Genomic DNA, 24,273 nt, shown 5'->3' on the forward strand with positions numbered 1-24,273 from the left:
CTGACCTCAGGTCAGTTCGGGCGGATTGCGTTTCAGGATTTTGACGTCACAACCTTCGACGGTGAGCCCGTTCCAATTCACCGGCCCTGCGTTGTAGTTGATCAGGAAGTCATGATTGGCCGTCTCGCGCAGTCGCAGGCCTTGCGGCATCCTGCGCAATGTCAATTCGGCTTCTTCCGCCGCCATGGCTATCACGCGGTCCCAAAGGTCTGCATCGGGAAAGCCTGCCAAGTACCATATTCCGTCCCCTGCCTTGAGAGCAGGTGTTCCGTCTTCGAAACTCAGCAGGTCTTTGGCCGTTCCTGACAATCGGTCGATCCAATGCCGCGCCGCGCCGCCACCCTTGACCGTGCGTTCAACCGTGGGCGGCAGAGTTTCGACCAGATCGACATCGCAATCGATCCTGCTCAGACCGGGTCTGCCCTTTTCAGGAATTTGAAAATCGCGGGTGATCGCGCCGCTGCGCGGTCCCAGAATGGCAAGATCGCATCTTTCTGCCAGGCGTTGTTCCAAATCAGGATCCATTGTGGCCAAACCGGGGGCAAAGATCACCGAGTAATCGGCAGGAATGTCCTTTGCCGAAACAAAGTCTACCGACAAACCGGCCCGTCGCAGCGCGCGATAAGCCGAAAAAACCAATCGGAAATAGTCAAATCCCGCGCATTGTGGTTGTGTGGTCCACGCCCAGTCCGAGGCGTAATCAAACAGAATGGCCACTTTGGCCTGTATCTGTTGCACCGCACCCAACGAGTTCAGGTCATCTGCGGTCTGACGGGCTTCTGCCAGTGCAGCAGCAGGGTGATTGTTCGACGTCAGCAAGCCGGCATGCATTTGCTCTTGCGCAAACGGGGCTTGCCGCCATCGGAAATAACTCACCACCTCGGCGCCATGAGCAACCGCCTCCAATGACCAAAGCCGCACCATTCCGGGCAGCGGCGCCGGATTATACGGTGCCCAATTCACCGGGCCGGGTTGTTGTTCCATCACCCACCAACGGCCACGCCCGACCGCCCGGTAGAGATCATGATGAAACGCCTGCATGTCCGGATCGCCCTGTTGCAAAAAGGCGGTCTTGTGCGCGTCGTCGGCTTCCAGCCGGTCCGACAGAAAACCGATCGGATAACTGTCCCAGGTAGCGATATCCAGATCCGCGCCAACTTTGAAATGGTCGAAGTCCAGAATACGGCCCATGTAATTGTGCAAGAGCGGCGCATCAGTCAACGGCCGCAGCGTATCCACCTGTGCTTTGTTGAAAGCCGCGACCTGATCCGAACTGAAGCGCCGGAATGCCAGTACATGAGCCGGGTTCGGCTCGGTCACGGTTTGATTGGGCAGGTCGATTTCGCTGAAGTTGCGATATTCCATCGACCAGAACACATTGCCCCACGCCCGGTTCAGCGTTTCAATTGTTCCGTACCGTTCGGCCAGCCAATGGCGAAACGCCTGTTGGGCAGCAGCGCTGTAGCTGAGAGTGGTGTCGTGACACCCATATTCATTGTCAATCTGCCACGCGACCGCATGCGGGTTCTTACCGTACCGTTCACCCAATATCCGGGCGATGCGGGTAGATTCGTCGATATAGCCTTGATGGCTAAAGCAGTAATGCCGCCGGGATCCGAACTTGCGCGGGTTGCCATTTTCATCGGCAGCCAGCATGTCCGGGTGTTTGTCCAACATCCAGCGCGGCGGCGTTGCGGTTGGCGTGCCCAGCACGACCTTCAATCCGGCTGCTCCGAGTGTCTCAATCGCGCGATCCAGCCATTCGAATTGCAATACGCCGGATTGCGGCTCGATGCGGCTCCACGCGAACTCGCCAATGCGCACCCATGTCAGGCCTGTTTTGACCATTTGCGCGGCATCGTCGGCCCACATCGCCTCTGGCCAATGTTCAGGATAATAACAGACGCCCAGTTCCGGCTTCATAAGATGACCTTGTGTTCTGCCTGACCCTGACCTGCATTTCGCGCGGCAAAGGTCATGCCGTTGGTCGGTTGGCTGTCTATTGTTTCTGCGCTCAATCCCTGACGGGCCGTTGTGCAGAAAAGCGTATTCAGTTCATCGCCCCCGAAAGCGGGACATGACGTATGGGATGCGTCAAATGCAACGGCTTTCAGAAACATGCCGTCGGCCGTGTATGCCGCAATCCGGCTGGCACCCCATTGTGCAATCCAGATATTCCCCTGGGCATCGATGACCGCACCATCCGGGTTCAGACCTTCTTTGCGCAAATCCAGAAAAACTGCGCTGTCGCCTTCCGGCCAACCGGTTTCGGCGTTCAGACGCCAGCGCCTGATTTGTTTCGTTGCGGTGTCGCAGAAATAGGCCACCGAACGATCGGGGGCAAAACAGATCGCGTTGGAGATTGTTACATCTGGAACCAATCGCCTCAACTCACCTTTCCAGAAGCGATAGATTGATCCGGCGCCGGGTTCCGCCTGCTGGCCCATTGTGCCGATCCAAAACCCACCCCAAGGATCAGCGCGGCCATCGTTTGAACGGGTGACGGGGTTGTCGGCTTCCAGAGGCGTGATCAAGTTCCGCTTTCCGGATTGCAAATCAAAACGCCACAGCCCCGTTTCCGACGCCATAAGAAGCGTATCGCGATCCACCCACCCCGCGGCCGAAACATGTTCATCGAAGCTCCAGCTTTTGGGCATTCCCCGCTCGCGGGTCATCAGGCGCTTGCCGATGATATCGAACCAGAAAAGCTGACGTCTTTCAGGATGCCACAACGGGCCTTCACCCAACTCGCAGGGGCGGTCGTCAAAGATGGTGCTCATCCGGCGGCCTCGTCATAGGCCGAAACGATATGCCGGGCGCGCTCGGCGATTTCGGCGACATCCATTCCGGGTTTGTAAAGTGCAGAGCCTATCCCAAAGCCATCTGCGCCCGCTTTGATCCACTGTCCGAAATTGTCGGGTCCGGCACCGCCAACAGCAAAAACAAGCGAGCCTATGGGCAAAACCGGACGCAAGGAGGCCAAACCCGCCGGACCAGCCATCACCCCCGGGAACAGCTTCAAACCGGTGGCCCCGGCCTTGAGGGCCGCAAAGGCTTCGGTTGGGGTGTAAACCCCCGGCCAGCTTTGCAGGCCCAACGCGACGGAACGCTTGATGACCTCGGCGTCATAGTTGGGCGATACGATCAACTTGCCTCCGGCGGCCGACACAGCGTCCACCTGATCGACTGTCAAAACAGTGCCCGCGCCGATCAGGGCCTGATTTCCAAACGCATCAACCAAAGTGCTGATACTGTCGAGCGGATCCGGAGAATTGAGCGGCACTTCGATCCGGTCGATGCCGGCATCGATAATGGCGCGGCCAACGGCTTTGGCTTCGTGTGGTTGCAAGCCACGCAATATGGCGATGATGGGACGGCTCATGCGGTTTGCCTTGTCATGTTTCGGGCCAGCGCAAGCCCGGCCAGAGTTGCCTCGGTGGCGTTTGCGGTTTCCACGAACGCGCCTTGCCGTTGCAGGGCTGTTGCATATGTCTGCGCCACGCCTTCCGCCCCGATAATGGCCAGTTGCTGCCCCAGCCAATAAGGCCGCGTCGCGGCCAGTTCGGCACCGATCAACATTCCGGAAAGGCGCGCACGCGCGGTGGCTTTGGCCTGACCTTGCAGCAAGTCCGCCGCTCGCAAGTTAAAGAGACGCGCAGCCAATTGTTCGGGCTTTGACAACGTATCCGCAACCGCCTCGGCGAAGGCGTCTTCGTCCCAGCCCGGGCCTACAGAGTGCCGCAGCACGGACTGACCACATAGCAGGTCGAACAACTCACCCGTCATGAAGGTACGAAAGCTTACAACCTCGCCAGCGCTTACCTGAACCCATTTCGTGTGGGTTCCGGGCAGGCAGATGACGCCGTCCCAATTCTGGCGCGTGCCCAGAAATCCGGCAATCTGGGTTTCCTCACCCCGCATCACATCCGGCGGAGTTGTCTGTTTCAGACCGGGTATGACAAAGGCCCGAATGCGCGGGTCTGATCCAGGTACGCGGATCGGGACATCCGGCAAGGGTTCCGACGGCACGGTCGAATAAGGGGCTTCCACCCAGCCCTGGCGTGCGCCGACCATTCCGCAAGCGACCACATCCACCGGCGCGCCGGGCAACCAGTTTTCGATCAAATCCAGCAGGGCGGCTTGAAACCCGTCAGGCCCGACATGCGCCATGCCCTTGCCGGATTGCGCATGGTCCAGCGCAGTCGAACCCTGCATGGCCCAGGCCCGTAAATGAGATGTTCCCCAGTCGACGGCGATCCATTCAGTATTCATAACATCACCCCGAAACCACAACGCCGCCATCAACAGCTATACATTGCCCGGTCATCGCATGGCTGGCCCTGGACGCCAGAAAAAGTGTTGGTGCTATCATATCCTCGGGCTTCAGGTGCTCTTTCAGACATTGCCGGTCCAAATGGGCCGCCAGATCCTCCGGCGTGGCCCATTTATCCAACTGTTTTTGCGTCAGAACCCAGCCGGGGGCCAGAGCGTTTACGCGGATTTTCCTCGGCCCAAGTTCTCGTGCCAATGACCGTGTCATCCCCGTGATCCCGGCATTCGAGGTCGTATAGATCGGATAGCCAGCATTGCCCATCATGTAACTGATCGAGCTGAAATTGATGATCGACCCGCCATCTTTCATTTGCCGGGCGGCTTCCTGACACGCGAAATAATAGGCTTTCAGGTTCACCTCGATCATCCAGTCCCAGAATTCCGTCGTGGTTTCCTCAAGCGTATGACGTTGGTCGTTGGCTGCATTGTTCACCAAGACATTCAAAGGGCCATGAGCCTCGGCAGCTTTGGCCATCGTCGCGTGCAGCAGTTCGGTATCCGTCATGTCGCCTTGCAGGAACAGCGGCGCGCGGCCGTGCTTGTTGCGCATCTCTTCGACAAACCCGCTGGCATCCGACCGGCCAATGAAGGCCACATTGGCCCCCTGTGCCATGAACCCATCTGTCAGCGCCGCACCAACGCCCGAGCCGCCGCCGGTGATATAGACGGAGGTCCCGTTGAGATCGTGGTATGTAGCTGGCTGGGTCATCAGTGGCTCTCTCTGGTCACGAGGCGGGTGTCTTTGCCAACAAGGAAATCCAGATCCGCCCCCTGATCCGCTTGCAGCACATGGTCGATGTAAAGTTTTGCGTAACCGCGAGTGTAGTGCGGATCATCCGGTTGCCACGCGGCGCGGCGGGCGTTCAGTTCGTTTTCGTCCACAAGCAGTTCCAGTTCGCCACTGCTGGCTGAAACACGGATGCGGTCTCCGGTTTTGACCAGCGCCAGCGTGCCACCCGCCTGTGCTTCGGGGCTGACATGCAAAATGACGGTGCCATAAGCTGTTCCCGACATGCGGGCATCCGAGATCCGGATCATGTCTCGTACACCCTCTTTCACCAATTTCGCCGGAATTGGCATGTTGCCGACCTCGGGCATGCCCGGATACCCTTTGGGGCCACACCCTTTGAGCACTAGGATGCTCTTGGTCGTGACCGGCAGGTCTTCACGGTCGATATTGGCCTTTAGGTCTTCGATGTTGTCGAACACGAAAGCCTCGCCCTCGGTTTCAAGAAGCGCGTCAGTGGCCGCCGAAGGCTTGACGATGGCCCCATTCGGCGCAAGGTTGCCGCGCAGAACACGCAGGCCGGCAGCGGGCTTTACAGGATCATCGAAGGGACGGATGACGTCGGTATCGAAACACTCGGCTCCTTCGAAGTGAGCCGAGATATCCTTGTTCAGAACCGTCTTTGCCGGGCGCAGGAACGATTTGAGTTCATTCAGTACCACCGGCATGCCGCCTGCGTAGCAGAAGTCTTCCATCAGGTATTTGCCCGACGGCATGCAGTTGACCAGCAGTGGTATTTCGGATCCGATTTCAAAGTCCTTCAAGGTCAGGTCAACCCCAACACGTCCCGCCAGCGCCAGCAGGTGAACCACCGCATTGGTCGAGCCTCCTAAGGCCGCGTTGGCGAGGATGGCGTTCTCAAACGCCTCTTTGGTCAGGATGTCCGAGGGCTTGAGGTCTTCGTCGATCATCTCGACGATGCGCCGGCCTGTCATGTGCGCCAGCGCCATGCGGCGGGCGTCGACCGCCGGAAGCGCGGCATTGGTGGGCAGGCTCATGCCCATCGCCTCGACCAGCGACGCCATGGTGGACGCGGTGCCCATGGTCATGCAGACGCCAGCGCTGCGCGACATGCCGGACTCGGCGTTCATGAAGTCCTGCAACGTCATTTCGCCGGCCCTAACCGCTTCGGAAAATTTCCAGACATCGGTGCCGGATCCGATATCCTGCCCGCGGTATTTACCGTTCAGCATCGGGCCTGAACTGACGACGATCGAAGGCAGATCGACTGACGCCGCCCCCATCAACTGCCCCGGCGTGGTCTTGTCGCAGCCGCCCAACAGAACGACCCCGTCAATACCATAGGCGCGGATCGATTCCTCGACATCCATGGCCAGCAGGTTGCGGAACAGCATCGCAGTGGGTTTCATCTGGGTTTCGCCCAGCGACATGACGGGGAATTCTACCGGAACGCCGCCCGCCTCCCACACGCCGCGTTTTACGCCCTCGGCCAGATCGCGCAGGCCCGAGTTGCAGGGGGTCAGTTCCGACCAGGTGTTGCAGATGCCAATTATGGGTCGTCCATCAAAAGCGTGGTCGGGAAAGCCCTGGTTTTTCATCCACGACCGGTGGATGAAGCCATCCTTGTCGAGTTTTCCATACCAATGTTGTGAGCGGCGTTTTGTCATTTCTGGCTTTGTTTTTCTTGGCGGAAGTTGGATCTGAGTATTTGTGAAAAGATGAAGATCAGGCGGCGCGGGCCGGGCGGCACCAGTCGGGCAGCCAATCGTTGTGGGCCGTCAGCAGATCCGTGACAAGGTTGCGGATCTGGCGCAGGTCCAGTTCGGCGGCGGTGTGCGGATCCATCATCGCGGCGTGATAGATGTATTCGGGGTTCTGTTCTGTCAGGGCCCGAACAGTCAGTTCCTGTACGTTGATCTGGGTGCGCATCAGGGCAATCAACTGCGGCGGGATGTCGGTCACGACAGAAGGCTGTACGCCGTTGCTGTCCACCAGGCAGGGGGTTTCGACCGCCGCGCCCATGGGCAGTTGCGGGATCTGGCCGGTGTTGGGCAGGTTGCCATAGGCCATGTAGGGCGTGTTCGTAACGATCGCGTTCATCAGGTCGGCCGCGAATTCGTGGCTGCGCGTGACATCGATATTGCGCCCGTCGGTCAGGGTCTTGGCCTGTTCCTTCCACATCTCGACCTGCTCGACGCAGCGGGTGGGGTATTCGTCCAGCGGGATGGAGAATTCCTCGATCAGGTCCTGTCGCCCGTCCTTGATGAACCACGGCACGTATTCGGCCAGGTGTTCCGAGCTTTCTGTGCAGAAATAGCCCAGGTGATCCATCACCTCGTACCGCACCTTGTTGGGGCAGCGCGGCATCAGCAGCGGTGCCTTCGGGAATTTCCCCGTCTGATAGCCCTGGCGCAGTGCCGGATACAGGTCGCGGCCTTGATGTTCCAGTTTCAGAAAGAATGCGACGTGATTGACGCCCGCGACTTTGTAGCGGAACTCATCCTTTGGCAGATCCAGATCGTGTGCCAGTTCCTCGACTGTATTTTGAACCGAGTGACAAAGACCCACATGTTTCAGGGTCGGGAAGCGTTCGGCCAGTGCCCAGGTGTTGATGGCCATCGGATTTACATATTGCAGCAACGTCGCGTGCGGACAGAGTTGCATCATGTCCCCTGCGACATCCCAAAGCACCGGAACCGTGCGCAGGCCTCGCATGATCCCTCCGACGCCCAGCGTATCAGCGATGGTTTGACGCAAGCCATACTGCTTGGGGATCTCGAAATCGGTGATCGTGCAGGGCTTGTATCCCCCCACCTGAAACGCGGTGATGACGAAATCGGCCCCGTCCAGCGCCGCGCGGCGGTCGGTATGGGTCGAGACTGTCGCCCCGGCCCCGACCGAGCGGATCATGGAGCGCGCAACTGCTTCGCTTTCCGCAAGGCGCTGGGGGTCGATATCCATAAGCGCAAAGTGACTGTCGGCTAGTGCAGGGGTTAACAGAGCATCCCCAACGATGTTCTGCATGAAAATTGTGGACCCGGCACCGATAAAGGTAATTTTGGTCATTTCACAGCTCCGAGGGTCAAACCCGCAATGAAGTGTTTCTGCATCAGGAAGAACATGGCCACCGGTGGCAGAGCCGCCACGATGGAGCCCGCGCTCATCAATTGATAAGCGGCGCGGAATTGTGCGTTGAAACTGGTGATTCCGGCAGTTACAGGCTGGCTTTCTGCGCCTTGCGTCAGGACGACGGCCCAGAAATAGTCGTTCCAGATGAAGGTGAAGATCAGCACGCTGAGCGCGGCGATCGCGGGCTTCATCAGCGGCAGGACCACGTACCAGAAGATGCGCCATTCGCTGATACCCTCGACCCGTGCGGCCTCGATCAGTTCAAAGGGCAGGGCGCGGATGAAGTTGCGCATGAACAGGGTGCAGAACCCGGTCTGAAATGCGATGTGGAACAGGACCAGCCCGGTCTTGGTGTTGTAGAGCCCAAGTTGCAGGGTCAGGTCGCGAACCGGCACCATCAGGATCTGGAAGGGCACGAAGTTCCCGGCCACGAACATGAAAAATATCCAGAGGTTCGACTTGAACTTGTAGATGCCAAGCGCGAAGCCGGTCATGCAACTGAGGGCCACCGCTCCGATCACGGTAGGGACGGTGATCATAAATGAATTCAGCAGGTATCGCGGCATGTCCGAATTGAAGAACACCTGACCATAGTTGAAGGCGCCCTCAAAGCTGGACGGCATCCCCCAGTAATTCGCGTTGGTGAAGTCAGCAGCAGGTTTTACCGAGAAAAGAGCAACCGCCAGCAGGGGACCCAGCCACAACAGAAGGGCCAATGGAAGCATGGCTTGATACGTGATCTGCGCCGCGCGGGGTTGTTTTTCGATGGGTTTGGGAAACATCTCAGCGCCCCTTCTCTTCACGGTACATCGACCACAGGAAGTAGGCGATGAAGCACAACATGATCAGGAATAGGATCACGGCGATGGCCGCGCCATAACCCATGCGGAAGCCATATTCGGACAGCGCGACCTCGAACATGTAATAGGCCAGCACGCGGGAGGATCCGAAAGGTCCGCCTTGTGTCATGATTGAGATCAGGTCGAAAGACCGTAATGCGCCGATGATGGTCACGACAAACGCGATAAAGGTTGCAGGTCGCAGTTGCGGGATAATGATGTGCCAGAGCATCTTCCAGCCCTTGGCCCCGTCCAGGCGTCCTGCTTCGATTTGTTCCGGGTCTACAGCGTTCAGGCCGGTAAGGTACAGGATCATGCAATAGGCGGTTTGTGGCCAGAGGCCGGCGAAGATGATGCCATAGGTCACGAAACGCTCATCGCCCAACACGTTTACCGGGCCGAGGCCGAAGAAGCCGAGGAATTCGTTCAGCAACCCGAAGGTCGGATCGTAGAACCAGGTGAACACCAGCCCCACCACGACCTGAGAAATCACGAAAGGAAAGAAAAACAGGGACTTATACAGGCGGATGCCCCAAACGGTCTGATTCAGGAACAGGGCGATGAACAAACCTGCCGGAATCGCAGCCAGGTAAAGGATCAGCCAGATCAGGTTGTTTTTCATCGAGATGTAGAAAGCATCCCGATCCACCCACTCCCAATAAAGGTCTTCGTAGTTACGAAAGCCAACGTATTCGGCAGCGCCCAGGCCGTCCCACTCGTAAAGAGACAGGTTGAAGGACTGGAATACCGGGATAATCACATAGACCAAAAAGAACAGCATCCCGGGGGCCAGAAACAGCCAGGGTGCGATGCGTTGTTGGTTGCGATGGAACCAGCTTTCCTGTTCTGAGGCGTCGGCAGCAACTGTCATGGGAAACTCGGGTCTGTTGGAGCAAGGCGGGTCGGAACCCGCCCTACGATTCAAAGGAGCGTGGGCCGGGCTTTGGCCCGACCCTTGCCTGGTCAGTTATCGTAAATACGCGCGCGCGCGCGTTCGAGTTTGGCCAGTATCCGGTCCAAGTTGTCGGGTTTGACCATGAATTCCTGGAAACCTTCCATGGACACTTTGGCCATTTCCGCAGGCGCGTCGCGGTCCCAGAACTGGGCTACCCCACCGGGGCTGTTGGACGAAAGCATTTCAAAGCCCTGTTGCAGGAACTTGTCGTCATCCACAGCGGATTGCGCGTTGACCGGCAATTGGCCGAGATTCGCGCCGTTGTTGATTTCGGTCTGTTCGTCAGCAGAGACCACGAAACGCAGGAATTCGCGCGCGGCTTCCTTGTTCGAAGCATTGGCCGGGATGTGGAACGTGTCGGTCGGGGCGTCTTCGGCCAGCTCAACATCGGGATTGATCGCGACGAACTGGTAGAAATCCAGCTGGTCATCTGTCAGGCCCGCGTCGCGCAACGGCGCCACTGCGAAGTTGCCCATCAGATAGGCTGCTGCCTCACCATTGACCATGAAGGGCAGGGCTTCCTGCCAGCTATACGTCTGGTGATTGTCGATGAAGGCGCCCATGTCGATCAACTGTTTCCAGTTGGCGAAAGTCTGTTTTACCCGGTCATCTTCCCAGCTGACTTCGCCGTTGGCGAGTTGCTGGTGGAAGTCGAAACCATTGGTCCGCATGTTCAGATAATCAAACCAGCCACCGGCGGTCCAAAGGAACTTGGTGCCAATAGTATAGCAGGCCCGTCCGGAATCGACGATTTTCTGGCAGTTGGACAGTTCTTCTTCCCAAGTGGTCGGCTCGCTCAAACCCAGTTCATCAAAGATATCTTTGCGATAGTAGACACCCCACTGATAGTAGGTATAGGGCACGCCCCATTGCTTGCCGTCGATTGTCAACGCGCCCTTGGTCGAAGCGAGGTTGTCGGCGATCTCAGGCTCTGCCCACAAGTCCGACACATCCTCGAACAGACCCGCCTCGACATATGGTTTCATGCGGTTGGCCGCGTACCATGTGGCCACGTCCGGGGTGTCAGCTGTCAGGAAATTTCGAATCTGCGTCTTGTACGCCTCGCGGTCGATAACGGTTGTTTCGATTTCCAACCCCGGATGCTGTGCCCCAAAACGCTCGATCATCGCCTCCATCGTCGCGCGTGGCGCCGGGTTCGATGTGTCCAGAAAAATCCGCAGATCTCCGGTGAGTTCCGCAGCAGCTGGCGCCGCCATCGCGACACCAAGCGCCAGCGCAGCCGTCGTGCGCTTGAAAGTTGAATACATGGTTTCCTCCCTGTTGGTCTCCTGCAAAGTTCCAAATAATGAAACCTTGTTTTATATATTGAAAACTACACATCGACTCGGTTACTGTTGTCAAGACCCTCGTGAGGATGGCGAGGGATAATCGGAGGAGAATGATGGCCCGTGTCAGGTGACGGAACTATAGGCAAAGCATGTAATGTGCTGGATCATGTAGCGTCGTTCGAGCGCCCAGTTCGATTCGCTGAACTTTTGGAAAACAGCGATTTTCCAAAGGCGACCCTGTACCGATTTCTGCAATCCCTGACCAACCAGGGAATGCTGTCTTATGACCGCGACAGGCAGACCTATGCGCCCGGGATGCGGTTGGTTCGGTTGGCCCATGCGGCATGGACGCAAAGCTCATTGGCCCCGATAGCGCGGCCTTTTCTGGATGCCCTCAGCCAAGAAACCGGTGAAACCGTGCATCTGGCGCAGCTTGATTCCAGTCAGGTTCTTTACGTCGACAAACGCAACGCCGCACAACCGATCGAGATGTACTCTCAGGCTGGAAAAGTTGGCCCGGCCTACTGCACGGGGGTCGGCAAGGCGATGCTGGCCTTCTTGGACGAAGATGCGCTGAACAGGGCGGTGTCGCAGCAAAGCTATCACCGCTTCACCGACAAAACTCTGACATCCGAAAAGACGTTGCGGGCTGATCTTGACAGAATTCGCAGCCGGGGATTTGCCGTCGATGATGAAGAGCACGAGCCTGGCATCATATGCATCGCCTGCCCAGTTCTGACGTCGAACGGTCGGATGCTTGGGGCGATTTCGATAACCGGGTCCACCGAACGAATGGATTTCGATCAACTCGAAGCCTGGGTGCCGCGCCTGCGGCGTGTGGCTGAACAAATCGGAACCGAGGCACAAGCCTGGCGGTTTCCCGAAACAGGCCCAGGTTCGAAAAACGACAGGATGCTAATGACATGACAGGTGTAACTCTGAATCGGGCAATCAAACGGTACGGTCAGACTCAGGTCATTCATGGGATCGACCTGCAAATCGAAGATGGAGAGTTCTGCGTTTTTGTTGGGCCTTCAGGGTGCGGAAAATCCACGTTGTTGCGGATGATCGCAGGGCTGGAAGAAACCTCGGAAGGTGAGATTCACATTGGATCGCGCGAGGTGACACATATGGATCCAGCCAAGCGCGGCGTGGCGATGGTGTTTCAGACTTATGCGCTTTACCCGCACATGTCAGTGGCCGAAAACATGGGATTTGGCCTGCGCATGAACGGTGTCCCAAAAGCCGAGATCGACCAGAAGGTGCAGGAGGCTTCGAGCATTCTGAAGCTTGATCCCTATCTCAAGCGCAAACCCAAGGCCCTGTCCGGGGGGCAACGGCAAAGGGTTGCGATCGGGCGGGCGATTGTACGCGGGCCCGAGGTTTTTCTGTTTGACGAACCCCTGTCCAACCTGGACGCTGAATTGCGTGTCGAGATGCGCGTCGAAATCGCGCGTCTGCATCAGGAAATCGGTGCAACCATGATCTATGTGACCCATGATCAGGTCGAAGCCATGACGATGGCCGACAAGATTGTGGTGCTGCGCGATGGCCGGATCGAACAGGTCGGCGCCCCGATGGATCTGTACCGTGATCCTGACAACCGGTTTGTTGCAGGTTTCATCGGTTCGCCCGCGATGAACTTTCTCGATTGCGATTATGCCGACGGCCATGTCACTCATCCCGCTTTGGGCCAGCCATTGCCGGTCTCGGCAACCGTTCCTGCCGGAACGGACAAGGTGACGTTGGGGATGCGCCCTGAACATATTCATATCGACCGGTCTGCGGACACCTGCACCGTGGATCTGACCGAAGCGCTTGGGGGTGTATCCTACTCATATTTGCTGACGCCAAATCGTGACAAACTGATTGTCGAAGAGAGGGATGACCAGCGCAGCAAAACCGGCGACCGGATTGGCATATCCATTCAACCTGACCGTGCCATGGTATTTGATCCCGAGACAGGGCAGAGATTTCGGTAATCCTTGGCCGCAACCCGAAAAATTCGTGGGACCAGCCGTGCAGCTTTATGGAAAACATGTGGCGTGACCAGAAGGGAAACGCCAAAGACAGGCGGGCGAAACGTTGAGCTGATGACATCAAAGGCCATCCACGCCCAGCCCGTGGCAAAATGCGCGGGCACAGATGATTGATTCCCAGCGCAACGTGATTTAAGGGAGGCCCTGTCAAAACAGAGTCACCCAGGGGCGGTATCGTGATCGCGCCCCTCCCGCGCCACGCTGAAGTGGCTTCAACTCTTGGATCGCACGCCCCGAAAGGCTTAAAAAGGTAAAAGAATATGGCAGATAAATCGAACTTCGACATATTGTATACCATTGTAGACGAAGCGCCCGAACTGGCCAGCGCCTCGTTCCTGCCCATCATTCGCAAGTTCGCTTCGGCTGCTGGCGTCAGCGTGGGCACCAAGGACATTTCACTGGCCGGGCGCATTCTGGCAGCCTTCCCCGAGAACCTGACGGATGAGCAGCGCGTCTCGGACGATCTGGCGGCATTGGGTGAGCTGGTAAAGACCCCGGACGCCAATGTGATCAAGCTGCCGAACATCTCGGCATCGGTTCCGCAACTGGTGGCCGCCATAGAAGAGTTGCAGTCGCAAGGCTATGATATCCCGGCCTATCCCGAAGAACCTTCTACCGACGAAGAAAAGGCGATCCGTGCGCGTTATGATGCCATCAAAGGCTCGGCCGTGAACCCGGTTCTGCGTGAAGGTAACAGTGACCGCCGTGCGGCGCGGGCTGTCAAAAACTATGCCCGCAACAACCCGCATTCCATGGGCGAATGGACCTCGGACAGCAAAACCAAAGTCTCGTCCATGTCGGGCAACGATTTTTACGCCAATGAGAAATCGGCCACCATCACCGCTGCCCAGGCAGGCGATGCAAGGATCGAGTTTGTCGGCAAAGACGGCAGTGTGACTGTCCTGAAGGACGCGTGGCCGCTGGAAGAAGGCACCGTGGCTGATGCGACCTTCATGTCGGTCAAAGCACTGTCATCCTTCCTTGCAGAGGCCATCGAGGACACCAAGAAAGATGGCACAATGTTCTCGTTGCACCTGAAAGCCACGATGATGAAGGTCTCGGACCCGATCATCTTTGGCTATGCGGTCAAGGCCTGGTTGGCGCCGGTTTTCGAAAAATTCGGTGCGGAACTGGATGCGCTGGGTGTGAATCCGAATTCGGGTCTTGGCGACTTGCTTGAGCGGGTTCAAAACAATGCCGAGATCGTCGCCGCAATAAACGCGATCAAGGCTGATCGTCCATCCATGTATATGGTGGATAGCGACAAGGGCATTACCAACCTGCATGTTCCTTCCGATGTGATCATTGATGCTTCGATGCCAGCGGTGATCCGCGCGGGCGGCAAGGGTTGGGATGAGACCGGCGCCAAGGGTGATACAAATTGCGTCATCCCCGACCGGTGCTATGCGACTGTTTATGATGAAAGCATCAAGTTCTTCAAAGCCAACGGTGCATTGAATCCGGCCACTGCCGGTGCGGTCGCAAACGTTGGTCTTATGGCGCAGAAAGCCGAGGAATACGGCAGCCACCCGACCACCTTCGAGGCACCCGCCGACGGTACAATGCGCATCGTTCTGGCCAACGGCGAGACCCTGCATTCGCACGAGGTCGAAAAGGGTGACATCTGGCGGGCCTGCACCGTCAAGAAGGCGCCGATCGAGAACTGGATCCAACTGGCGATGGACCGTCAGCGCCTGACCGGATCCGAGGCGATCTTCTGGCTGGATGCGAACCGCGCCCATGACGCAGAGTTGATCAAATACGTGGAACCGGCGCTCGAGGCCGCGGGCGTGGCTGACAAGTTCCAGATCATGGCCCCGCGCGAGGCAACGCGCCAGACGCTGGAAACCATCACCGCCGGAAAGGACAGCATCGCCATCACGGGCAACGTGCTGCGTGACTATCTGACCGACCTGTTCCCGATCCTTGAACTGGGCACCTCGGCCAAGATGCTGTCGATCGTCAAGCTTATGAATGGCGGCGGCCTGTTCGAAACCGGGGCAGGGGGCTCGGCACCGAAACACGTGCAGCAATTGGTCGAGGAAAACCACCTGCGCTGGGATTCGATGGGTGAATTCTGCGCGCTTGGGGAATCCCTGAACTTCCTGGCCGACGCCAAAGGAAACGTGAAGGCAGGTGTTCTTGGCGCTGCGGCAGAGGCCGCAACTCAGGGCATTCTGGACAACAACCGGTCGCCAAGTCGAAAAGTCGGCGAACCGGACAACCGCGACAGCCACTACTGGTTCGCGCGCTACTGGGCCGAAGCCTTGGCTGCCCAATCTGACGATGCCGATCTGGCAGCTGAAATGGCACCACTTGCAAAAGCGCTGGCAGACAAAGAAGAGCAGATCTTGTCGGAACTGGCCGCAGTCCAAGGACCGTCGGTGGATTTGGGCGGATACTATCACACTGACCCGGTCAAAACCGCCGCTGTGATGCGCCCCAGCGCTACGCTGAACGCAATCATCGGCTGATTGCCGTCGAACAGGCGGGCGAGTTTCGTCCGACATCAAAACACGAAGGGACCGCCTTTGCGCGGTCCTTTTCATGGAACGCGGGATTGCCAAAAGACCCGCGCCGAAGCTTGCGCCTGACGATCTGTAGCTTGCTGTGGCTGCGCCGTTAAAACCAGTCTTGTCAGGTTCTATGAACGACTTGCGCAATGTGTGCCCGGTAAACATCTGGGCATCACTTTGGATTTCAGCGCTTGGCCGTCCGCTCGCCAGGCGCAAGTTTCGATCGCTTTCCTGAAACTGCCAACAGGGCGGTCAGCAAGGATCGAAAGAACCTAATTTTTGGAAAAATTTAAGATTTACGGGATTCCCCCAATAGCGCTGGTTTTCAGTCCGCGTTAGGTATTTGGGGACAAAGAATTTCACTGGTGAGGCCTTAGGGCTATATCACTCACTCAGAAAAATGGCCAGCATTTGGGGTGCTGGCCATTTGCGTATCTGGTTCACCAAATCCTTGAACAAACCAGCGTGTTCAGACGCTTACGCGCGAACAGGCCGTTCATTTGCCTAGCATTGAACTGGAGATTGAATTTAATCAGCCAAATCGACGGGTTTGAGCCTCGACAAGCGATGGCTTGATTTGGTCAACGCCTGACGCAGCTACACCTTTGTGCTGCAAATATGACAGACGACGTGCTTCCCTCCGGGCAAGAGCCAAAGATTCCAGAATCAAAGCGCAGACGATGGACAGCATTGTCGCAACAAAACCGGATACTGCGACGACGACAGACGGAATTCTATCGACAAGCCCTGTTTCCAAAAATTCCCGGAATACGGATACAAACACAAAGAGCGAAGGCAAAAACATCAACACGGCCAATGACAGGAAAAACGCAACGGGCTTTTCATCCTTGATCAACAAGCCGATCATTTTGAGAATCCGCCACCCGTCAGAAAACGTCGCCAGCTTGGAGTTCGAATCTGGCAGGCGTGACGAGTATCTTGTTTGAACCTCACCGATTGGCATGCGCATCTGCATAGCATGAACTGTGAGCTCTGTTTCAATCTCGAACCCGTTTGATACTGCGGGGAAGCTTTTGACAAAGCGTCTGCTGAAAACGCGGTAACCCGAAAGCAGGTCGTTGATTTTGCTGTTGAAGAATAATTTCACAAGCCAACTGAACAACGCGTTGCCGAATTTGTGGCCCCGCCGATAGGCTTCGGTTTCTTCATTCACCCGGGCGCCGTTGACCATATCCAGATTCTGCGAAACGAGCAGGTCGATCAATTCCGGCGCCGCCGCACTGTCATAGGTCGCATCCCCGTCAGCCATAACGTAGACATCCGCATCAACGTCGGCAAACATTCGACGGACCACGTTGCCTTTGCCCTGGTATGTTTCGGAATAGACTAGGGCGCCTGCCTCAAGCGCGACCTTGACGGAGTCGTCGGTGGAATTGTTGTCATATACGTAAATCGTTGCGTCGGGCAGGGCCGCACGGAATTGCCGAACGGTTTCACCTATGGCAACGGCCTCGTTGTAGCAGGGCAAGATTACTGCAACGTCCAAATCCGATCTGGTCGCGGACGACGGTGAGTTATTCTGAATATTGAAGGCGCCCTGTATCATATGAAAATCACGCTCTTTCATTGGCATCAATTGAATGATGATCGTGCTTGGGGTTAGAAGGTGCTGCGTATTTGAGGCTGTTATGAAGCAGTTAAGAGGCCAAAACTTGTCATTCTGAAAAACCTCGTGTTTAACGCTGACAAAAAAGGGGCCGATTGAAGAACCGGCCCCAAAGTTTCAGCTGAACCGAGGGATCAGTTCGACGCTGCCATCAGTTTTTCGTTGTGCTCGCGCAGCGTGTCGGAGACGATCGCATACCATTCCCCGGTTTCGCGCATCTCGTTCAGGCCTTTGTTCAACATCGCCAGGTATTGCTTGCCGAACGGATTGCTGCGGTGGCTGATAAAGCGCAGCGAGGACAGCGAGGTCACGTACGGGTTCTCAACCAGGTCGTTCTGGTTCAGTCCCATTTCAACCATTGTGTCCGAGAACAGCTGAACTTCAAAAGTTGCAACATCTGCGGTGCCGGTAAGGACCGCGTCCAGGCATTCACGTGCGGTGATCGGCTGCATCAGCGTAATGGTTTCACCATTGTGCAGACCTTCCTGTTCCAGATCATGGATGAACCAGCCATCCATACGGCAGATGGTGGCGCCCTTCAGTTCTTCAAAGGTTGTCGCATTCGCATATTGGCTTTCCGGAATGGTGTAGAACCCGACGACAATGTCGTAGACCGGAACAGATGAATCGAACTGTGTGCAGCGCACCTCGGTTTCCCAGGACCATTCGTAAGTGCGGTTGGTGCAATCCGGCATGTTCCACGCCATGGACACGTCAAAGGCGCCAAGAGGCAGAAGAGTTTCCAGGTGCGAGTTCCAATCATCCACGAAGCTTACGGAATAGTCGCGCGCGTTGCCGCCACGCTGCAAAGCCGTGGTGCCCAGACGGGTGATTGCTCCGCCACCGTTCAGCGATTCATCTGCGAAAGGTGCCCAGCCATTGCCGGTCACCAGCTTGATCGGCGGCTGGTAGACGCTCGAACGTTTGACGCTGGCTGCACGTTGTTCTTCAGCTGCGATGATTTCCTGCGCGCTCTGACCATTGGGCAGGCTGCCGTCTTCACAGGGAAGGGCCAGAACCAGACCTGGCTCCAGAGCGTTGGGGTTGGTGATTTCGTTCCGGTTCGCGTTGAAGATCGGCTGATAGTTCGACGTACCGTAGGCTGCGATTGCAATGGTCGCCATGGTGTCGCCGTCTTGGACGGTATAGTTGGTACAAGCTTCCTGCGCCGCAGCAGCGCCCGCACTCAGCGCGGTGATTGCGGTTGCTGAAAGCGCTACCTTCTTTATCTTCTCGTTAAACATGTCCACTTCCTCCAGACTTTAGTTTGTCAGGCCAGATCGGGGCCTTATCCATTTTCCATTTGATGACGCAGGGCGGTTGACACGATGTCGCGCCATTCGCCTGATTGCTGCATGATTGCCAGACCCTGATTCAGCGTCTCAAGGATCGCTTCCCCATCAGGATTATCTTTGTGGGTCATGACGTTAAGCGACTTGATGGCCGCAAGGTTGGGGTTTTCGATAATCCGGTGCTTGTACCCAAGCCGTTCAATTGCCTCGGCTGCCAGATGTGCTTCGATGGCGACGATATCTGCGGTGCCTTCCATCAGAGCGTGAAAGCAATCATCCGGTGACGTTGGGCGCAGAAGTTTGATGACCGGTTCGTACAGGCTTACCGCGTCCATGTGAGACAGGGACCAACCCTCCGGCCGGCAGATCGTTGCACCGGCAAAGTCGGCATAGGTCAATGTCTCCTCATAGCCGGAACCTTCCCGGGCGAAGAACGTATCCACAACCTCGTAGAACGGGTTTGAGAAATTGTAGGTCTCGCACCGGTTGCGATCATCTTCCGACAGCGCAACGGCCTCTTCGCAATTGGGGCGCGACCAGGGGAAGGTGGCGTCAAATGCAAGCGTCGGCATCAAGAGGTCCAGATGGGATGACCAGTCATTGACGAACTGAATCTTGTAGGCCTGTTCGGGAGCGGCACGAAACATCGCTGTCTCAACCAGATGGGTATAGAGCCCCCGATTGGGCAGAGATTCATCGGTAAACGGAGCGTAGTTCCCACCGGTGATCAACAGCAATTGACGATCCCGAATCTCGGGCCGTTCACCCGTTCCCGCATTCCGGATCAAAGCGGCAGCTTCGGCGCGGGCGGCTTCGATCTCTTCCTTGGCAGCAGCCCGTGCTGCAACGACCGCGTCTTCACTCGCTTTCTTTGCCTCGGCTTCCGCTGCGGCAACACGTGCTTCTGCTTCGGCCACAGCTTTTTCAGCGCGTTCTTCTGCGGCTTTTACCAATTCAGCCGCCATTTCCGCAGCCAGCCGCTCTGCCTCGGTATCAGCCAGCACCGGAGCGCGCCCGACATCTTCCAGACAGGGCAGCTCCAGAACGTCGCCGACGCGGATAATATTGGGGTTGGAACCGATAACATCCCGGTTCGCGTCGAAAATGATGCGAAAGTCTTCCGTCGCATACACTTCGATTGCCAATTCCCGTAAGCTATCGCCGCGTTGAATTTCATAACTTGAACACGCCTCTTGCGCGGATGCTGCACCCGTGGCGGCAGCAAGGGCAAGGCTTGATATAAGTAAGTGCTTTTTCATGGGTCCTGTTGCTTTGCCTGTTTAGGTTCTTGTAAGTTTCGCCACTGCGATAGAAAGATTGTCCTGATCCGGGTCACCCTTGGCCTGCACGGCCCTCAGCAATGCTTCGGCAATGTCTTGTGCCAGCCCCTGTTGATGATCCCGCAGAATGGCCTGAATTTCGGCGTCGCTGATGTACTGCAACCCATCACTTCCAAGGATCAGGACATCGGCGGGCGACACGATCAATGGATCTTCCGGGCAATCCACTTTGGGAATGGCCCCGCCCGTAACCACGGACGTCAATTGATTGCGGTCCATTTCCCGGGCCACCGCTTCGGTGATCTCGCCAGAAGCCACTTTCGACGCAATCACGGGTGCCATCGAGTGGTCTTCGTTGACCTGCGTCAACGCTCCATCTCGAAACAGGTAAAGAGGGCTGTCGCCGATCGAAATCCAGAACACACGCCGCCCCAGAAGAAGGACACCCAACATGGTCGATCCCATGTTGAACCCTTGGCCCCGGGCCTCGGTGTAGTTGGCGATCGCGGCATTGGCTTGCATGGCGGCCAACGGAAGCGCATCTATCGCGGATCCTTCGTTCAGTGTTTCTGCCTCAAGTTCTGGGTCCAGCGCGTCGCGCCATGCGGCCACAATCATTTCTGAAGCTATTTCACCCGCCTCATGGCCACCCATACCGTCCGCAATCACAACATAACCCGCGTCCGACGCGTCAAACATGCGGGCCGCAATCGCGTCTTCCTGCGTTTCCCGCTGACCCTGGTTCAGGATCAGCGCAACATCATATGCCGGAGTTGCCAGCATCAATCAGGAATCCCGCCAATCAAAGCCGTCGTCACAGAAGGCCATGAACCGGATCGAGGTTTCGCTGATGCGGATCAGGTCTCCGCTGGAGAGGGCCACGGTACTGAGAACAGGTTTGCCATTTAGACGTACAAGATTGGCCTTGCCGCCATGGCCCAAGTAACACTTCCGGTCTTCGGGGTCATAGGCGATGACTGCATGGTTCGAGCGCGAAATGCCGGTATCGCCAAAATCCAACTGAATGGCCTGGTCATCGTTGCGTCCGATTTGCATCAGGCCTTCGGTGAGCGTAATGCTTGAACCTCGTCCCGGACCGGCTGTTACTACCAGCCAGCCCACCGGGAATGTCTCTTGCGCCGCTTCTGCTTTCGCTACGGGTTCGGAGGATTCGATCAAGTCCTGAACATGCGTATCGGCGCGCTCAAATCCCAGAAATGTCGTCTTGACCCGTGAACGGCGATCCTCGACCGGGGCGGGGGCTGGTGCAACCTGCTCAATCACCGGCTCAGGGGTCTCTTCGACCTGCTTCGTTTCTAGGGCCGGAGCTTCGGCAACCTCAACCTCGCCGACTTCTGGCTCGGTAGGTTCGGACACGACCTCGGCCGTTGCTTCCTCTGGCGAAGTCTCGGCGGGTGTTTCCGTCACATGCAGGGTGACAACCTGCTCGACCTCAACCAGTTCTTCGACATGCTCTTCCACCAGAACGTTTTTCGGAGCGTCGTCCTCTTCCAAGTTGTCTTCTTCCGAACTGTCTTCGGCGAAGATCGACTCCTCGGCTTCGGTCACTGCCTCCGGCTCGGCCTCGTCGAACTCGGGCATCTTTTCTTCGGGGATCAGTTCATCCGTTTCCTCATAGGATTCGGATGTCATGTTTCCACCGGCCAGGGCGGCGCGCAAAGCGTTGAAATCCGCAATGGGTTCCTGCTTTTCTTCTTCGCTTGCGGCGCCGTCTACTGCGGCCGGTTTCTCGGCAACGTCTTCTTCTTTGGATTTGCCGGCACCTTCGAGAAGCCGGCTCAGAGGGCTTTTGTATTTGAACATGGTGTCGACACCTTCAAGTTAGTGACGCAGATAAGCCGCGTCGTAAGCTGCTACTGTTCCCTGCACGTCAGCGCAGAGCCACTCAATGGATACCCATGGGAACTGGTACATTCTGCGGCGGGCCGGTTCCCGCCAGGGTGGCAAACCTTGATACCACCCTCAGCAAACACACACTGGCAGATCACTTTTGAACCGGTCAGATTACTCCTGTGCAAGCTGCATGATTGCGGCCGTCTCGGCCCCATTGCGCAACACTGTCAGATTTGCCTCAGGCTGCTCGCTTGAAACGAGTGCGGCCAGCATCTCATCAAGGCTTTCCGAGCCGTCAAATGTGATGCCGGAATGGCTTTCATTCAGCAGGACATCGTCTTTTTGCAGGCTTCCTGCCGCGTCAGCCGGAACTGCGTTCACCGTGGTTTGCCATCCGCTATTGCCTTCGGCGCTAACGGTAAAGGTGTAACCATTTTCCAAACCAACGGATCGTATGGCGGGAAGGGCCAACAGACCATTTTGCGCCCGGGTCTGACCCAGCGGGCGATAGCGGGCAGCAACCCTTGTGTACCCATCGGCGTCAACCTTCAGGTTATCCAGAACCTGCGCCGCAAAAGGAACATCCTGACGGACTGGGCTGCCATTCAGGGTATAGATGACAGCGCCACGCTGTACCCAATCGCCGATCACGCTCATGTCCTGATTGGCGTCCACCCCCGTAACTGCAATGGTGGCTCCGGTCGAGCCGCGGCGGCGGGATGTCTGGAAGGGGATATCGACATCCCAATGCGCAAACGCCACCTGCTGTTCCGCCGGAACACCGGCGTTGGCAATTGCATCAGTTGCAGGTGTCTCGATCTCAGACACTGCTGCAATATCAGTCGCTTCTTCCGACTGTGCCGGAACTTCGGAACGTTCAGTGTCTGCGGAGGCTGTTTCTGTGGCAGCTGGCTCCGCAGGTACTGGTTGTGCCTGCTCGACAGGCTCTTCCGGCTTGGGTTCGGGTGCGATGGCCACTTCGGGTTCTGGATCGGTGGCCTCTGTGACAGAAGGATCTGTGACGGGCGCCTCTGTCTCGGCGGATTGTATGTCTGCCGCGGGCTGCGCGACCGGTGTTTCTGCCTGGTCTTCCGTCTTGTCGCCGGACATCACAAAGAAACCACCCGCGGCCAACGCAACTGCAACAACAGCCGCGCCTGCAATCAGCTTGCCGCTGCCGCCGGACCCGCTCTGAACCACTGTATCGACAGCGACCGGGGTTTCCTCTTTCTTTGAGATTTTGGTCAGATCGACATCTTTTTTGTCTTCGTTGCCAAGAACGATGTCCGGGTTTCCGGCCAGCAGGGCCGTAACTACGGCTTCGGCGTTCTCGCTTTCGGCCTTGATCCGGGCCTTTTCTTCCTCTTTGTCTTTGCGATCCATGCCGACAATCACGGACACGGGCCGATAGGCGAATGTGTCGAACATGACGCCGGGGCCGCGGAACATGCGCAACCAATCCAATGCAGATTGAAGACGATCCGTGGCGTGAACTTCCATCGCCTTGTCAATCGCCTCGAGGAACCCGTCTGGGTATCCTTCGAAACGACCGGTCAATGGCGTGTAGGGGTCATCCTGCCCGTTGTTGAACGCGTTCAGGCGGCTCTGGCCGTCGATGGGGCGTTCACCGCTGATCGCGTGATAAAGCGTGGCGGCCAGAACATAAAGGTCGCTGCTGGGCCCTTGATCCGCGCCCCGGACATAGAATTCGTGCGGAGAGTATCCATCCTTGATGACGCGCAGGGTCAGCAATGCTGCCGATTTGTTCGCCGCTTGCTCACGTGCGGCGCCAAAATCGATCAGGACGGGGTCTCCGTTTTCATCAATCAGAATGTTGTCCGGCGAAATGTCCCGATGCAACATGCCGCTCTGGTGAATGAAAGACACCGCGGACAGCATTTTTTCGGTGACCTGAACGATGAAATCAGGGCCGCCGTCATTCTCCGGGTTTTCCACGTAATCCAGCAGGTCGCACCCACGGATGAGGTCCATTGCGATATATGCGGTGTCATTGTCTTCGAACACCTGATGCACATCTACGATATTGGGATGTACCAGACGCGCATGATTGCGTGCCTCCTGAATAAAGAGGTCAATGATCGAGCGCAGGTCGTCCTTGAAGGACGGGTCGTTTGGTTCGACCAGATCACCGTTGCGGCGGCACAGCGCTCCGGGGAAGCACTCTTTGATCACGACGTCGCGCTCCAGGCTGTCGCGCGCCAGGTAAGTGATCCCAAATCCGCCGTTGCTGAGATAGCGGAGGATTTCATACTGCCCGCGCAACAGCTTTGCGCCTGGCTGCAATCCTTCAATTTTCGGTTCGTCGTGCGTCGCGCCGACAGCCTGGTTGTGGCTCATTTCAATCCGCCCGTT

19 protein-coding genes are annotated in these 24,273 nt (G+C 57.1%); 3 read left to right on the forward strand and 16 right to left on the reverse strand.

Annotation, left to right across the window (positions count from 1 at the left end; genetic code table 11):
* Positions 1-6: 6 nt before the first annotated feature.
* The 10 genes from GOW31_RS09505 to GOW31_RS09550 all read right to left on the reverse strand — a co-directional run bounded on the left by GOW31_RS09505 (position 7) and on the right by GOW31_RS09550 (position 11,271).
* Complete coding sequence (locus GOW31_RS09505) at positions 7-1,923, reverse strand: beta-galactosidase (RefSeq protein ID WP_171169574.1); 1,917 nt, start codon at positions 1,921-1,923, stop codon at positions 7-9.
* Positions 1,920-2,780 (reverse strand): SMP-30/gluconolactonase/LRE family protein, encoded by an 861-nt coding sequence (locus GOW31_RS09510; protein ID WP_171169577.1) that lies wholly within the window; start codon positions 2,778-2,780, stop codon positions 1,920-1,922. Before GOW31_RS09510 ends, GOW31_RS09505 begins: the two co-directional genes overlap by 4 nt.
* Positions 2,777-3,382, reverse strand: a complete 606-nt coding sequence (locus tag GOW31_RS09515) for a 2-dehydro-3-deoxy-6-phosphogalactonate aldolase (RefSeq protein ID WP_171169579.1) — start codon at positions 3,380-3,382, stop codon at positions 2,777-2,779. Before GOW31_RS09515 ends, GOW31_RS09510 begins: the two co-directional genes overlap by 4 nt.
* A complete protein-coding gene (locus GOW31_RS09520) occupies positions 3,379-4,272 on the reverse strand; it encodes a 2-dehydro-3-deoxygalactonokinase (RefSeq protein ID WP_171169581.1) in 894 nt (297 codons plus the stop codon). The genes GOW31_RS09515 and GOW31_RS09520 overlap by 4 nt, the downstream gene beginning before the upstream one ends.
* 4 nt (positions 4,273-4,276) lie before the next feature.
* Complete coding sequence (locus tag GOW31_RS09525) at positions 4,277-5,041, reverse strand: SDR family NAD(P)-dependent oxidoreductase (RefSeq protein ID WP_171169583.1); 765 nt, start codon at positions 5,039-5,041, stop codon at positions 4,277-4,279.
* On the reverse strand, positions 5,041-6,747 hold the full coding sequence (locus GOW31_RS09530) for an IlvD/Edd family dehydratase (RefSeq protein ID WP_171169586.1): 1,707 nt from the start codon (positions 6,745-6,747) through the stop codon (positions 5,041-5,043). The genes GOW31_RS09525 and GOW31_RS09530 overlap by 1 nt, the downstream gene beginning before the upstream one ends.
* A 58-nt stretch (positions 6,748-6,805) precedes the next feature.
* Complete coding sequence (locus GOW31_RS09535) at positions 6,806-8,146, reverse strand: alpha-glucosidase/alpha-galactosidase (protein WP_171169588.1); 1,341 nt, start codon at positions 8,144-8,146, stop codon at positions 6,806-6,808.
* On the reverse strand, positions 8,143-8,991 hold the full coding sequence (locus tag GOW31_RS09540; RefSeq protein ID WP_170345350.1) for a carbohydrate ABC transporter permease: 849 nt from the start codon (positions 8,989-8,991) through the stop codon (positions 8,143-8,145). Before GOW31_RS09540 ends, GOW31_RS09535 begins: the two co-directional genes overlap by 4 nt.
* Before the next feature lies 1 nt (position 8,992).
* Complete coding sequence (locus tag GOW31_RS09545; RefSeq protein ID WP_171119269.1) at positions 8,993-9,919, reverse strand: carbohydrate ABC transporter permease; 927 nt, start codon at positions 9,917-9,919, stop codon at positions 8,993-8,995.
* Between the two features lie 92 nt (positions 9,920-10,011).
* A complete protein-coding gene (locus GOW31_RS09550; RefSeq protein WP_171169590.1) occupies positions 10,012-11,271 on the reverse strand; it encodes an ABC transporter substrate-binding protein in 1,260 nt (419 codons plus the stop codon).
* 141 nt (positions 11,272-11,412) lie between these two features.
* Between GOW31_RS09550 and GOW31_RS09555 the strand changes: the two genes are divergently transcribed.
* The 3 genes from GOW31_RS09555 (at position 11,413) to GOW31_RS09565 (ending at position 15,805) form a co-directional block, all read left to right on the forward strand.
* Positions 11,413-12,219, forward strand: a complete 807-nt coding sequence (locus tag GOW31_RS09555; RefSeq protein ID WP_171169592.1) for an IclR family transcriptional regulator — start codon at positions 11,413-11,415, stop codon at positions 12,217-12,219.
* Positions 12,216-13,274 (forward strand): ABC transporter ATP-binding protein, encoded by a 1,059-nt coding sequence (locus GOW31_RS09560; RefSeq protein ID WP_171119271.1) that lies wholly within the window; start codon positions 12,216-12,218, stop codon positions 13,272-13,274. Before GOW31_RS09555 ends, GOW31_RS09560 begins: the two co-directional genes overlap by 4 nt.
* Before the next feature lie 317 nt (positions 13,275-13,591).
* On the forward strand, positions 13,592-15,805 hold the full coding sequence (locus GOW31_RS09565; protein WP_171169594.1) for an NADP-dependent isocitrate dehydrogenase: 2,214 nt from the start codon (positions 13,592-13,594) through the stop codon (positions 15,803-15,805).
* A gap of 574 nt (positions 15,806-16,379) precedes the next feature.
* On the opposite strand, the gene GOW31_RS09570 is transcribed toward GOW31_RS09565, so the two are convergent.
* The 6 genes from GOW31_RS09570 to GOW31_RS09595 all read right to left on the reverse strand — a co-directional run bounded on the left by GOW31_RS09570 (position 16,380) and on the right by GOW31_RS09595 (position 24,258).
* Positions 16,380-17,336 carry a glycosyltransferase family 2 protein gene (locus GOW31_RS09570; protein ID WP_254441679.1) on the reverse strand — a complete coding sequence of 319 codons (957 nt, stop codon included), beginning with the start codon at positions 17,334-17,336 and terminating at the stop codon, positions 16,380-16,382.
* A 272-nt stretch (positions 17,337-17,608) separates the two neighbouring features.
* Entirely contained in the window at positions 17,609-18,718 is a 1,110-nt protein-coding gene (locus GOW31_RS09575; protein ID WP_152460270.1) for a LysM peptidoglycan-binding domain-containing protein, read from the reverse strand.
* A 44-nt stretch (positions 18,719-18,762) separates the two neighbouring features.
* Complete coding sequence (locus tag GOW31_RS09580; RefSeq protein ID WP_171169596.1) at positions 18,763-20,025, reverse strand: transporter substrate-binding domain-containing protein; 1,263 nt, start codon at positions 20,023-20,025, stop codon at positions 18,763-18,765.
* Between the two features lie 21 nt (positions 20,026-20,046).
* On the reverse strand, positions 20,047-20,829 hold the full coding sequence (locus GOW31_RS09585) for a PP2C family serine/threonine-protein phosphatase (RefSeq protein ID WP_171169598.1): 783 nt from the start codon (positions 20,827-20,829) through the stop codon (positions 20,047-20,049).
* A 3-nt stretch (positions 20,830-20,832) separates the two neighbouring features.
* Positions 20,833-21,870 (reverse strand): FHA domain-containing protein, encoded by a 1,038-nt coding sequence (locus tag GOW31_RS09590; RefSeq protein WP_171169600.1) that lies wholly within the window; start codon positions 21,868-21,870, stop codon positions 20,833-20,835.
* Positions 21,871-22,071: 201 nt separating this feature from the next.
* On the reverse strand, positions 22,072-24,258 hold the full coding sequence (locus GOW31_RS09595; RefSeq protein ID WP_171169602.1) for a serine/threonine-protein kinase: 2,187 nt from the start codon (positions 24,256-24,258) through the stop codon (positions 22,072-22,074).
* Between the last annotated feature and the right edge of the window lie 15 nt (positions 24,259-24,273).

This window comes from Ruegeria sp. HKCCA0370 (assembly GCF_013033705.1).
Taxonomy (GTDB): domain Bacteria; phylum Pseudomonadota; class Alphaproteobacteria; order Rhodobacterales; family Rhodobacteraceae; genus Ruegeria.

Excerpts from the sequence above, each read along its gene's own strand:
- GOW31_RS09505 (WP_171169574.1), bottom strand. The coding sequence starts at position 1,923 with ATGAAGCCGGAACTGGGCGTCTGTTATTATCCTGAACATTGGCCAGAG.
- GOW31_RS09540 (WP_170345350.1), bottom strand. The coding sequence starts at position 8,991 with ATGTTTCCCAAACCCATCGAAAAACAACCCCGCGCGGCGCAGATCACG.
- GOW31_RS09520 (WP_171169581.1), bottom strand. The coding sequence starts at position 4,272 with ATGAATACTGAATGGATCGCCGTCGACTGGGGAACATCTCATTTACGG.
- GOW31_RS09565 (WP_171169594.1), top strand. The coding sequence starts at position 13,592 with ATGGCAGATAAATCGAACTTCGACATATTGTATACCATTGTAGACGAA.
- GOW31_RS09550 (WP_171169590.1), bottom strand. The coding sequence starts at position 11,271 with ATGTATTCAACTTTCAAGCGCACGACGGCTGCGCTGGCGCTTGGTGTC.
- GOW31_RS09530 (WP_171169586.1), bottom strand. The coding sequence starts at position 6,747 with ATGACAAAACGCCGCTCACAACATTGGTATGGAAAACTCGACAAGGAT.
- GOW31_RS09510 (WP_171169577.1), bottom strand. The coding sequence starts at position 2,780 with ATGAGCACCATCTTTGACGACCGCCCCTGCGAGTTGGGTGAAGGCCCG.
- GOW31_RS09515 (WP_171169579.1), bottom strand. The coding sequence starts at position 3,382 with ATGAGCCGTCCCATCATCGCCATATTGCGTGGCTTGCAACCACACGAA.
- GOW31_RS09575 (WP_152460270.1), bottom strand. The coding sequence starts at position 18,718 with ATGTTTAACGAGAAGATAAAGAAGGTAGCGCTTTCAGCAACCGCAATC.
- GOW31_RS09525 (WP_171169583.1), bottom strand. The coding sequence starts at position 5,041 with ATGACCCAGCCAGCTACATACCACGATCTCAACGGGACCTCCGTCTAT.
- GOW31_RS09585 (WP_171169598.1), bottom strand. The coding sequence starts at position 20,829 with ATGCTGGCAACTCCGGCATATGATGTTGCGCTGATCCTGAACCAGGGT.
- GOW31_RS09595 (WP_171169602.1), bottom strand. The coding sequence starts at position 24,258 with ATGAGCCACAACCAGGCTGTCGGCGCGACGCACGACGAACCGAAAATT.
- GOW31_RS09580 (WP_171169596.1), bottom strand. The coding sequence starts at position 20,025 with ATGAAAAAGCACTTACTTATATCAAGCCTTGCCCTTGCTGCCGCCACG.
- GOW31_RS09545 (WP_171119269.1), bottom strand. The coding sequence starts at position 9,919 with ATGACAGTTGCTGCCGACGCCTCAGAACAGGAAAGCTGGTTCCATCGC.
- GOW31_RS09560 (WP_171119271.1), top strand. The coding sequence starts at position 12,216 with ATGACAGGTGTAACTCTGAATCGGGCAATCAAACGGTACGGTCAGACT.
- GOW31_RS09535 (WP_171169588.1), bottom strand. The coding sequence starts at position 8,146 with ATGACCAAAATTACCTTTATCGGTGCCGGGTCCACAATTTTCATGCAG.
- GOW31_RS09590 (WP_171169600.1), bottom strand. The coding sequence starts at position 21,870 with ATGTTCAAATACAAAAGCCCTCTGAGCCGGCTTCTCGAAGGTGCCGGC.